The organism is Streptomyces sp. NPDC006372, from assembly GCF_040612515.1.
GTDB lineage: Bacteria > Actinomycetota > Actinomycetes > Streptomycetales > Streptomycetaceae > Streptomyces.
On sequence record NZ_JBEXQJ010000012.1, the window covers coordinates 49,437 to 61,591 of the forward strand.

7 protein-coding genes are annotated in these 12,155 nt (G+C 69.6%); all 7 read left to right on the forward strand.

The window, feature by feature from the left end; all coding sequences use genetic code 11:
- Window positions 1–205 precede the first annotated feature (205 nt).
- The 7 genes from ABZ016_RS19850 to ABZ016_RS19880 all read left to right on the forward strand — a co-directional run bounded on the left by ABZ016_RS19850 (window position 206) and on the right by ABZ016_RS19880 (window position 12,149).
- Window positions 206–2,071, forward strand: coding sequence for a radical SAM protein (locus ABZ016_RS19850; RefSeq protein ID WP_356917932.1), 1,866 nt, complete (start codon window positions 206–208; stop codon window positions 2,069–2,071).
- 63 nt (window positions 2,072–2,134) lie between these two features.
- On the forward strand, window positions 2,135–3,409 hold the full coding sequence (locus ABZ016_RS19855) for a hypothetical protein (RefSeq protein WP_356917933.1): 1,275 nt from the start codon (window positions 2,135–2,137) through the stop codon (window positions 3,407–3,409).
- Window positions 3,406–4,725 (forward strand): MFS transporter, encoded by a 1,320-nt coding sequence (locus ABZ016_RS19860; protein WP_356917934.1) that lies wholly within the window; start codon window positions 3,406–3,408, stop codon window positions 4,723–4,725. Before ABZ016_RS19855 ends, ABZ016_RS19860 begins: the two co-directional genes overlap by 4 nt.
- A complete protein-coding gene (locus ABZ016_RS19865) occupies window positions 4,722–5,426 on the forward strand; it encodes a hypothetical protein (RefSeq protein ID WP_356917935.1) in 705 nt (234 codons plus the stop codon). Before ABZ016_RS19860 ends, ABZ016_RS19865 begins: the two co-directional genes overlap by 4 nt.
- A 69-nt stretch (window positions 5,427–5,495) precedes the next feature.
- Window positions 5,496–6,800 carry a DUF2087 domain-containing protein gene (locus tag ABZ016_RS19870; RefSeq protein WP_356917936.1) on the forward strand — a complete coding sequence of 435 codons (1,305 nt, stop codon included), beginning with the start codon at window positions 5,496–5,498 and terminating at the stop codon, window positions 6,798–6,800.
- A 762-nt stretch (window positions 6,801–7,562) separates the two neighbouring features.
- Window positions 7,563–9,221 (forward strand): hypothetical protein, encoded by a 1,659-nt coding sequence (locus tag ABZ016_RS19875; protein ID WP_356917937.1) that lies wholly within the window; start codon window positions 7,563–7,565, stop codon window positions 9,219–9,221.
- Window positions 9,222–9,734: 513 nt separating this feature from the next.
- Window positions 9,735–12,149 (forward strand): phage tail sheath C-terminal domain-containing protein, encoded by a 2,415-nt coding sequence (locus ABZ016_RS19880; protein ID WP_356917938.1) that lies wholly within the window; start codon window positions 9,735–9,737, stop codon window positions 12,147–12,149.
- The last annotated feature ends 6 nt before the right edge of the window (window positions 12,150–12,155 follow it).

Sequence of the window (12,155 nt, forward strand, 5' to 3'; positions counted from 1 at the left end):
CGGTGCCAGAGCCGTACTCAAGTCCCGTGACGTTCTCACGGACCCGCTCTCCTTCGCGGACGCCGCTACGGTCGTCCGCAATGGTCTCGCTTGCGTTTCTGCCTCATTTCCCGGATTGAACTTCGACCTTCGGGGGAACTTCTCATGTTTCTCCCACCGGCGCTCCGAATCCGTCCTGGAGGCAGCCAGGTCGGCGGACCGCAACGTGTACGGATGGGTCCTTGAACGCCGCCCGATCCCCGAGCTCGAAGACAGCGACCTGGCGGTGGTCGGCATCTCGGTGTCCGCCGACACACAGCTGATCGCGGCTCTCACCACGGCCCGTCACGTGAAGCGCCGGCGGCCCGACGTGCACGTGGTCATGGGCGGCAACCTCACGACGCGCATGGTGAGCCGCTGGAAGGAAGAGCATCCCTTCTTCGAGTACGTGGACTCCTTCGTGTCCTACGAAGGCGAGGACGCGCTGCCGGCGCTGTGCGACCGGGTCACCGGTGCCGATGACAGGGCCGTACCGGGGCTGCTGGAGCGCGACGGCCGGGGCGGGCTTCTGCGTACGCCGGCGGCCATGGTCGATGTCTCCGATCTGCCCACGCCGGACTTCGACGGTCTGCCGCTCGACGCGTACTTCACGCCCGGGCCCGTCCTGCCGCTTCAGGCCTCACGGAGCTGCGCCTGGGACTGCGCCTTCTGCTCGATCCCGTTCGCCAGCAACAAATTCCGTATTCGGCGCGCCGACCAGGTCGTCCACGACATGACCGCTCTCGCGGCCAAGCACGGCAGCGACACCTTCATGTTCGTCGACGAGATCATGACGCTCACATCGTTGCGCGGGGTGTCACGACAGCTGATAGACGGAGGGCATGGTCTCTTCTGGTACGGGGAGACCCGGTTCAGCAAGGGGCTCGACGCGGAACTGGCAAAGGCACTGCGAGACTCCGGGTGCCGGCGTCTCGACCTCGGCCTCGAGTCGTACAACCAGCGCGTGCTGGACCTGATGCGCAAGGGCACCAAAGTCGCCGACATCGAGCCGTCGCTCCAGTCGCTCCTGGGGAACAAGGTGCCCGTCCACCTCTTCTGCATGACCGGGTTCCCGGGAGAGACGGAGGAAGAGGCCCTGCGGACCCAGGAGTTCGCAGCCGAGACACTCCGCCGCTCCACGGAGGAGTTCGGTGTGCCGTACTCAACGGCCGCCAACGGGCCCTTCATCCTCGATGTGCTCTCCCCGGTCGGCGAGCGTCCCGATCTGTTCGGTGTCGAGTTGCTTCCACCCGGCGAGGGGGAGGACCTGGCGTTCGACGTCGACTACACGGTCGCCGAGGGACTCACGCAGGAGGACGCCGTCCGACTCACCTCCGGAGGGCCGGGCGCGGGCGCGGGATCCGCGTTTCACCAGGGGACCTGGATCGGGGACGCCGAGGAGTGGTCGTTCCTGTGGGCGATGGCCGAGGCGGAGCTGCCGCCCCGGCGGGTGACCGCGCCGGCAGCCCCGTGCAGCGTGGTGGACTCAGGAAGCATGGTGCGGCTGGCGGACGGTGTGCGGGCTCGGGCGTCGGTCACCGGCCGGGGCATCCTGCTGCACGTGCCGTCGGGCGATGCCCTGCTGTCGGTGCCGCAGGAGTGGCACCCGTTGCTCGACGGGCGGTCCCACGCGGTGGCCGACCTGTGGGAGAAGTTCTCCTCCACCGGGCCGGCCGCCACCATCCTGCTGCGGCTCGTCGCCCACGGTGCCGTCACGCTGGACCCGGCCGGGGCCCCCGGTGTGCATCGCCCACTCTGGTACGCCGCTCACCCTCACGAGGTGACCGACAGCCGAGCCGATGGCAGCTGTCTGCTCACCTCTCCGGAGACGGGCAACCGCGTCAGGGTCTCGGCGGCCGGCCGACTCCTGTGGTTGCTCGCGGCCGGCGGTGCGACGGCTACAGAACTGGCCGCCCGATCACGGCTGCGGGAAGAGCAACTGCACTCCCTCCTGCAGGATCTGATCAGGCATCATGTGATCGCCGTGGCTGCTCTCGAGCCGGAGCTTCTCGGGCTGCCCCGCCCGACCGCTGTGGCGCAGCGCGTTCACTGACGGGCCGACCCGAGTACACCGTCGACCTGCCGCACATCGCGGCCCGAGTACAGGAGTTCCCCCGTGTCTCACCCGGCCACTCTCGCAGGCGCCGAAACGGACAGCTTCTGGAGGGAGTTCGCCTCCCGTCACTGGGAGAAGCAGCCACTCTCCCTTCCCGCCGCCCCCGTGCAACTGGACATCGGCGACGACGAACTGCTGCGAGCCCTGGTTCTGGCCGCCGACAAAGCCAACCGTCCCAAGGGGTCGGGACTTCCCCGGGTCGTGGTGACGGTGGACGGCCGGACACAGCCGATCGACACGCGGCCCTTCCTCCCGCTGCCCGAGGACCGTTCGCTGGACGACTACACCGCCCGGGTCGACGAACGCATGCGGGATCATGAATGGAGCGTCGCCGTGTCGGGCCTGCACGCGGTCCACGCGCCGCTGTGGGACAGGGCCAAGCGACTGTCCGACGACGTCTACCGGTACACGGGCACACGGGTCGCCGGTCGCGTGGACATCGACACGTTCATCGGCCGGTACACCTCCACCAACGTCGGCGTGCACGTCGACCACGCGGGGAACTTCGGTTTCACCCTGCGCGGTCGCAAGCTCCTCCTCACCTGGCCGTCGACCTGTGCCGGGCAGGTCCCGCAGCACACCTCCGACTACGGTTCGGCTCGTGACCTGGCCGATGTGCTGGTCGGTGTGCCCGGCGCGCTGACGTACTTCCCCTCCGAGCAACTGCATGTGGGCGAGTCCCCCGATGCCGTGGCCGTCAACGTCAACATCGCGTTCTTCACCCAGAGTGATCCGGCTGCACTCGTCCTCAACGCGGTAGGAGGCCTGCTCGCACGGACCCCCGCCGACGAGGCCGGTGCCGGCGCGCACGCCCCGGACGGCATTCCGGCCGCGGCGTCGGCCACGCTCACGGCGCTGGCGGACCTGTCCGCCGACGAGGTCGAGGACGCCGTCTGGGAGCACCACATGCGTTCGGTGACGTCCGGCGGGCTGGGCGTGGGCCGCCCGGCCGACCCACCCGTCGCCACCCCGCGCGAGGCCCGGGTCCGGACATCTGAGGACACCGTGGTGCGGCAGCGGCTGCTCACCGATGGTCGCCGCGCCGTCGCCACACAGGGGCACACCCTGAAAGTCGCCGACCATCCGCAGGTCGAGGCAGCGGTGACCGCCCTGATCGCGGGAGACACGCTCGACCTCGCGGACTGGGAGCGCGGGGCGGACAGCGCGGCCGTCCCCCTCCTCCACGCCGTGCTGTTGCGGCTGCGGACCTGGCGGGCCATCGACGTCGAAGCGGCCGTACCCGCTCCCGCACACCAGATGGAGTCCCTCCGTTGACATCCCTGCGTCAGGGCAGGGCGGCGACACTCATGGTGATCGCCGCCCTGCTGGTCAGTACGGTGGGTGACGAGGTCGCCATGGTGGCGCTGGCCCTGCGAGGTGCCGACCGCACAGGGCTGACATCGGTGGTGTCGGCCCAGATGCTCGCCGGCCTGGTTCCCGGCATCGCCCTGGGCGGCGTGATCGGACGGATCGTCGACCGTTTTCGCGCGGACGCGGTCCTGGGCGTCACTCTGGCCCTGGAGTGCCTCATCGCGGCGGCCGCCGCCGCGGTGGCGGACGGCGCGGTGCTGCTGATCGCCACGATGCTGCTGCTGGGTGCCCTGGGAGCCGTCGCCCAGACCTGCGTGATGGCACTGGTGCCGCGGCTGTTCCCCGCCTCCGAGGTCCAGCTGCGGGTGAACAGCCTCATGGAGTCGGTGAGGAACGCGGGCTACATCATCGGCCCCCTGCTGGTCGGCCTGCTGACGGCACACGGCGGTACCGGTCTGGCACTGGCGGTCGACGCGGGTACCTTCGCCTTCGCCCTGCTGGCCGTGCCGGTGATCAGCCGCTGGCTGGTCATGGCCGGCCGGGAACGTACGGGGACGGCCGGCCAGGCCGAGGCCCCTGCCGCGGCAACGGCCGAAGCGGTCACCGACGGACCTGAGACCCCCGGGAAGACCGAGGGAGGCCTGCGGGTCGGGCTGACCCTTCTCTGGGCCGGGGCACAGCGCCGGGCCACACTCGCCACGATCGTGGTCACCGTAGCGGCGACCTCGGTCGTCAATGTGCTGCTGCCCTTCTTCGCGGACGACATCCCGGGGGGCACCGCTGCCTACGGCGTGCTGCTGGCCACCTGGAGCGTGGGCCTGGTGCTGGGGCCGTTCGCGCTGCGGGGCGGGCTCAGTCGTCAACCCACCGCCGTCGTCGCCGTCGGAGCCGCGGCGATCATCGGTCTCAGCTATCTGGTGACGGGCGCCTACCCGGTGGTACCGCTGATGCTGGCGGCCTTCCTGTGCGGTGGCATGGCCAACGCCGTTCAGAACGTGGCGCTCCGCACCCATGTCATGGCTGACTGCCCGCCGGACGTGCGGGGCCGTGTCGGCGCCGCGTACGGGGCCACACTGCAGACCTCGGTGGCCGTCGGCTTCGCCCTCGCGGGACTCGCTCCTGCCGACTGGGCTCGTTGGGGCATCCTCGCCGGAGGCGGGGTCGCCTTCCTGGCCGGCTCGATCGGCTGGTTCCGTACACGCGCAGTGGCCCCTCCTCCGGTGCCGGCCGCGGACGCGGCGGTGGCCGCCGGGCAGGTGCCGGAGGGCGGCACGCCGTGAGCAGCCGACGCATCGAGCTCGACCCGGTCATCCCCCGGTTCTGCGCCCAGACAGGGGCCCCGCTGCCCCTGGCCTGGGAACTCGCCTGGTCGGAGCAGCAGGACGATGCCGTGGTCAGACTGACCCCACCCCCGGGCCCCCGGACGGTCGACCGTGCCACGTGGCCCCGCCGCCTGCCTCCCGAGACCAGGCTCCGCCTGCCGTCCGGGGTGCGGCTCCAGAACACGCCCGTCCCGTTCCTGCACGGCGAGGGGCCCGTCGCGGTGCTGTTCCGTACGGACCCGCCGGCCTTCGCCGAAATCCCCGAGCCGGTCGGCGCTCTCCTGCTGCACGGCGCTTCGGTGGCCGACGTGCGCCAGGCGTGGGGGCAGGCGGAGGGAGTCGCCGACCACCTCCTGGTGGGCATGATGCGCTGCGGCTTGGTGAGCGGCGACCCCGTGCCCGCAGCCCTCCATGAACCGGAGAGTGCGCGGGTGCTGGTCCAGGAAGCGTGGGTGCGTGCGGTGGAGCGGGAATCCGGTGCGCACGTCCTCGCCCACACCGTGACCGGCAACTTCCTCAAGGTCGGCGCGGCCGCTCTGCAGTTGTGGCGGTGGGCAGGGCACGCGGACGGGATCCCCGTCGACCGGCTTCCCGCGAAACTGCACGACGTGGCGGACCGGTTGCTGTCCGCCGGCATGCTCCGGGCCGTCCGGGCCTGATACACCGACAGCATGACGGCTGACGAGAGAACAGCCGAAATGAGAACAGCCGAAATGAGAGGGCGATCCATGCACGATCCGGCCGGCGAGGTGCTCAGCACCCTCGCACGTCCCGGCATGGGAACCGAGAACGCCGGCCCCGCGCTGCGCGTGCTGGCCAGGATGCTGCGTCCGCGCACCGTGGTCGAAGTGGGGGCCGGTTCCTCGACACTGCACCTGCTCCTCGGGCTGCGCGATGCGTCGACGGAGGCTGCCGAGGACCGGCGGATCGTCCGCGGAGAGATCACGGCGGACGAACGGGCGTCGGTTCTGCACCCACGCTCCGTACTCGACGAATACGCGCCGAAGCTCCTCGTCGTCGACGACTTCTCCGTACCCGGCACGTCCGCGCACCGGGTGCGGGAGGCAGCCTGTTCACTCGGCCTCGACGGCATGCTCACCTTCATCGAGCGGGACTTCTTCGACCTGGCGGACCATGAGCTGGACGCCTGGGGACCGCTGGACCTGGTCTGGCTCGACGCAGGCACACAGGCTGACGACGCCAGGTTCCTCGCATCGCTCTGGCCTCGGGTGACGCCCGGTGGCACTGTCGTGCTGCACGAGCCGTACCTGGCCACGACGGTCGAGACGGACTCCGGGCAGGGCAGCGGCCGGGTCGCGTGCCGGGTCGTCCCCACACCGCTGTTGCAGGAGCTGCGCCGCCAGGCCGCAGTCCCGGCCGGTGGTTTCGACGTGCTCGCACTGGGTGAACCCCACAAGCACCGTCAGACGGGCCTGCTGCTGTTGCGTAAACACGGCAGGGAGGAACGCGACCGGGGCGTTCCGTTCCACGAGGAACTCCAGGCCTTGGGCGAGACCGACTCCGCCACGGCTCCCCGGCTGGGCTCCGCTCCCGCACGGGCCGCAGGCGATACGACCGACGTCGCGGGCGGGATCCTCGCCGTACTGGCTGACGACACCCGGCGCACCGTCTACAGCGCAGTCGTCCTCCAAGCCGACACCACCCAGAGGATCGCAGAGCGTCTGGGGATGGCACCCGCGCGCTGTGCGAAGTCCCTCGCCGCGCTGGAACAGGCGGGACTGGTCGCGCGCGAGGAGAAGCTCTGGTCCACCGTCAACGACGTCTGGAGGCGGGCGGCGCCTCGCCGCCCGCGACCACGGCCGCAGGCCTCCATCCCCTCGAAGCAGAGCAAGCGCAGAGTGTTCCTGGAGGGGCTGGTGCCGCTCTTCGAACCACAACGGCGCTACCCGGAAGCCGAAGTCAACGATGTTCTGCGTGAGGTCCATGCGGATGTGGCCGCGCTGCGCCGGTATCTGGTGGAGGAGCGGTTGCTCATGCGGGCCGGGGGCCAGTACTGGCGGCCGGCCGGCTGAAGCATCTGATGCCGGAGCCGCACCGCCGCTCACCAGGGGGCGGCGGAATGTGTGCACCGTGTGGTGTTCGAGCTGCTGGTTGGGGAGATCCGGGGAGACTTTCAGGCGAGTGATGCCCAGCCCCAGGGAGCCGACCACACTTGATGGCCGGGACGGCGGGTGGGACGGGAGCCGTTGGGTTGGGACCGGCCGTTTTGAGATCCCGTGAGAGATGAGAGGGTCTGACGGGTGAGCGAGACACCACCGAACACCCTGCAATACCGCTTTGACGGGCCGGAAGAGGCACCGGTCCTGATCTTGGGCCCCTCCCTGGGTACCACATGGCACATGTCGTAGAAACCGTCCACGGGCGTCCAGTTGGTCCAGGGTGAGCGAGTAGGTCCAGGTCAGAGCCTTGTGACGTGAGTGCGTCCGTGGGGTTGGTGACTCGCTTGTGATCGCTCGTGACATGTGAGGACCTCTTCGGCTTGCTCCGGCGGGGGTCCTGCGTAGGGACCTGATACGACGATGCCCGGCCGGCCTGCTGCGGCAGGGCGTCATCGTGCACTTGGTCATGACGGGGCCGGTCACCGAGTTGTTGGCTGCCCTTGCCCAGTCGCTTCTTGGTAGTCACGTTTGGTGCGCGGGGTGGGTGGCAGGTCGGTGTCGTGTCAGGGGCCGTAGGGGCTCCAGTGCCCGAGGAAGGGCCTGAGGTCGTCGGCTCGTGGTTCGGGGATGTCGGGCAGTCGGGGTGGTGTGTGCAATGGGTCGAGGCGCTCGACGGTGGATGCTGCCCAGCTGATCCATGCTTCGGCTTCGGTTCTGGTCTGCCCCGGGGGCATGGCCTCGACTCGCGTGCGTATGGCGCTCAAGTACTCCGTCAGTCCGGTGGCGTGGCGCCATGCCGCTTACTTCAAAGTGTCTGAAACGGTACGCCTCGGCGTACCGGATGCGGGCGTCCTCCATGGCGGCCTCCCAGCGGATGCGCTTCTGGCGTGCGGCTTCGATCTCGTCGAGACGTCTGCGTTCGGCGGCTTCGCCGCGGAGGGTGACCTCCTGCGCGATCTCGGCGAGCTGCTCTTCGAGGGGGCGGTCGGGGGTGTCGGACCATTCGCTTGCCCGGTGCGGTTGGCCGCTGCTGAGGACGAAGCGGAGGCGTTCGGACGGGGTGTAGTCGAAGCGGGGATCCTGCTGCGGCGCACGAGGGACCAGTTGGCCGCGTACACGATCTCTCACCTGCCCCGGCAAGACGTGGAGCATCTCCACGAGGACCGGAGCAGCGGACTCCCCTTTTTCTCCTTCGAGCGCTACCCCAAGCACGCCCAAGGGGAACTGAAATACAGCGAATTGGATTGGCTCAACCTCTACTTCGCCTACTACCTCCTCTTGGACCCGGAGGGTCTGACGGAGTTCGACACCGCCACCTGGGACATGCGGGCGGCAATGGAGCACTCCCTCGAAGACATGTGGCGCCAGGGCGCGGGCATGGAGATGGTCGAGTGTCCCGATGACGTACGCGTCGGCATCGACGGGCCCCTGAAGCTCGTGCACACCTCCGAGGGCCCGCTCACCACTCGCGTCCTCTTCGAGTGCGCGGCGGTGCTCGACGAACTCTTGCAGTTCGAGGGCGCCTTCATACGAAAAGCTGACCCGGCGCTGCGCGAGTTCTTGCTCGAGGTGCTGAACGGCGAGTATGGGATGCCGTGTCGCCTGGCACGTGCTCTCGCAGGGCGCACCCTCGGCGGAAGTACCGTCCTGGCCCTCATCGACTTCGCACTGAACCCTGTGGTGCCGGGCTTGAACTCCGACGACCCGTCCGTCGACTGGAAAGAGCTCTACCCTCCCTACCGGTTCGTGACGGCAGCCAAGGCGATGACGGGCTGGGAGACGGACCTGGAGTTCCAGTATCCGAGCCACGAGGCGACGGTCCACTTCCAGCACATGCTGGCCAAGCGCAGTGGGCTCCGGATGGGACGCGTGGCTTCCCGTCTGTCCGACCTCTCGACCCTCCGGGAAGCCGCCACGACCCCCATGCACCTGTCCGCGCGTACGCCTGCCGTGTCCCTCATGTGCGCTTCACGTCTGCTGGCCCTGCGGCAAAGAGACGTCTGTTCGATCTCGCACTACGGCGTCAATTTCCTGGGCGAGAGAGCGACCAGGTTCATCAAGCCCGACCGGGACATGCAGTGGCTGTTCCCGGTGTTCCAGGTGAGTCAGGGTGAGTACCGGTGGCCGGCAGAGCACGTTGGCCTCGATGAGGCGACGGACCTACTGATAGGTGCCGCCGTGGCGTCGGCGTACGACGACATCCTGCACGGCGTCGGCCCTCTCGCTCACGACCACCTTCCCCGCAGCGTCTTCGACGACGTCGGACAAGTCGAAGCGCTGAACCGGGTCCTCAAGGACTCGACGGGACTGGACATGGGCTGGCATCGGACCTGATGCGGACCCATTCACCGCTCCTGGCGCAACGCCTTCGCTGAGCACCGGTCATCGACGAGACGGTTCAGATCCCGGTGGAAGCCGCTGTCGGGGACCTCCAGATGGGGAGGTGCCACATTCTGAATCGCCGCCGCTCGTGGCCTGACGGATCACCCTTACGGCATAACCCCACATTTGGCCAGCAGGATCGGAGAGAGCGTCACCGCAGTTGGTTCAATGGACTCATGAGAATCATGTGACCCTCTGTCACCGTCCGTTGCATCTCAGGGAAGCCTGAAATTCTACCGACATATCCGCACCGACCACCGGGATGAATCATCATCTTCCGGTGCTCATGCTGACTTATGGTGCAACCAATCCCCATTGTGTCATCGTGGTCATTGACGGTGCATCGTTCGCTGCGTAGCGTAACCCCGTGCCGGGGCCCGGCCCCGATGCGAGGCGGACGTGCGTCGCCACGCGACGCTCTGCACCCACCGCCCGCCAGCGGCCGACCCGACGAGGGAGGGACCGATGCCGGTCACCCCGACTTATCCCGGTGTCTACGTCCAGGAAGTGCCTAGCGACGTCCGCACGATCGCCGGTGTCAGCACGTCGACCGGGCTGTTCCTCGGCCGCGCCGCGCGTGGGCCGATCGGCGTCCCGGTGCTGTGTCTGAGCTGGCTCGACTACACCCGCACCTTCGGCGACGACACGGCGACCGGCCGACTCGCGCACTACGTACGGCTGTTCTTCCTCAACGGCGGCACCACCTGCTGGGTGATGCGGCTGGCCGCGGGCTCCGCCCGGTCCTCGGTCGTGCTGCGCAACGAGGCCGGGCAGGAGGTGCTGGAACTGATCGCGCGCAGCGCCGGGGCCGCGGGCGACGACATCCGCGCCGTGGTCCGCTACGAGGGTCCGCACCCCGAGGCCGCATTCACCCTCGAACTGTTCCGCTGGGAACGCCGCGGCGACACCCGGGTGCGCGGCGCGGGCGAGGTTTGGTCCAACCTGACCATGAATCCGGACTCCCCGTCCTACGCGCCCGACGTGCTCACCCAGAACTCCGCCCTGGCCACGGCACAGGAGGCTGGAGGGGTCGCCGCTCAGCCCGGGTTCACCCAGTCCGGGCGGCTGGTGCGGCACACCGACGATGACGCCGGCTTCAAGAACGCGTGGAAGGCGCGCCTGGGTGTGGCGTCGCCGGCCAACCGCTTCCGGATCAGCGTCGACGGATCGCAGTACGTCGAGGTGAACCTCGCCGGGATCGACGTCGCCGGGATGACCACCGCCCAGGTGCGCACCCTGCTGCCCAAGGCGGTCAAGGACATCGTGGAGGTGGCGCTGGCCGCGGCCGGTGCCATCGGACGCACCGTCACCGTGACCTTCCCGGCCGGTCCGGTGCTCGGCACCGACCACACCACCCGGCTGCGGATCACCAGCGGCACCAACAGCGACGTGTTCGTGCTGCCCGGCTCCACGGCCGACCTGGCCGCACCGCTGATGCTGGGCACCGCGCAGGGTGGCCTGGAGGTCGGCGCGCACGCTGCCCGCCGTCCCGCACCCAGCGGCATCGTCCTCAAGGGCACCACCCAGGCGACGCTGGACGCCCTCACGGCGCTCCGGCAGGACGCCGTCACCGAGATCAAGCTGCCCTCGGTACGGTCCGACGGAACCCTGGCCGTGCCCGCCTCCCCCCTGGCGCTGGACCTGGTCACCACGGCGGCCGCCGACCCCTGGGCGGTCGACGCCACCGCGGGATCCCCCAGCGACCATGGCGGCGGCCTGCGGGAGAAGCTGGCCGTGATCGCCCAGGCGATCAACGACGCCCGCGCGGTCAGCCCGGCCGACCCGGTATTCCCATGGACCGCGGCGGTGCAGGGCGACCGCCTGGTGATCTCGTCGACCGGCGCCCCCGAACGCGACAACCTGCTCGGCGCCGGGCTGGCAACCGCGGGGACCGACCTGGCCGCGCACTTCGCGGTCAACACCGGCGCCTATGTGCTCGGCGCGGGCGGGCTGGGCCTCGGCGGGCTGCACACCCCCGGCACGCCGGGTGACGACGGTGATCCCGCCCAGGCGGCCGACTACGACGCCGCGTACGCGGTGGTGGACCGCGAGGTCGACCTGTTCAACCTCATGGTGCTGGCGCCGGACGGGGCGGTTCCGGTGCAGCAGCTGTACGGCCCTGCCAGCGTGTTCTGCCAGAAGCGGAGGGCGGTGCTGCTGATGGACCCGCCGGACGCCTGGGACTCCGTGCAGTCGGTCATCCACCCTGTCACCGGGGTCAACGCCCTGCGCACCGGGCTGGTCAAGGACTACGCGGCGCTGTTCTTCCCGCGGATCCAGGTGGACGACGCCGGGCGCAGGCTCACCATGGGCCCGGCCGGGGCGATGGCCGGGCTGATCGCCCGGATCGACGCCACCCGGGGGGTGTGGAAGGCCCCGGCGGGGACGGAGGCGGATCTGCGGGGCGTCGTCGGGCTGGAGCGCCGCTACTCCGACGACGAGCACGGGCAGCTCAACCCGCGCGGCGTCAACACGCTCAGGGTCTTCCCCGGCGGCATCGTCAACTACGGGGCGCGCACGGCGGACGGGGACGACGGCTTCGCCTCGCAGTGGAAGTACCTGTCGGTGCGGCGGCTGGCGTCCTACGTCGAGGAGAGCCTGCTGCGCGGGCTCCAGTGGGTGGTGTTCGAGCCCAATGACGAACCGCTGTGGGCGCAGATCCGGCTGAACGTCGGGGCGTTCCTGCACGGGCTGTTCCAGCGGGGGGCCTTCGCCGGGCCCAAACAGGCCGCGTACTTCGTCAAGTGCGATGCCGAGACCACCAGCCGCACGGACCGCGACCTGGGGGTCGTGAACATCCACATCGGCATCGCGCCGGTCAAGCCTGCCGAGTTCGTGGTGCTGTACCTGCGGCAGATCGCCGGCCAGGTCGAGGTCTGAGGGAGC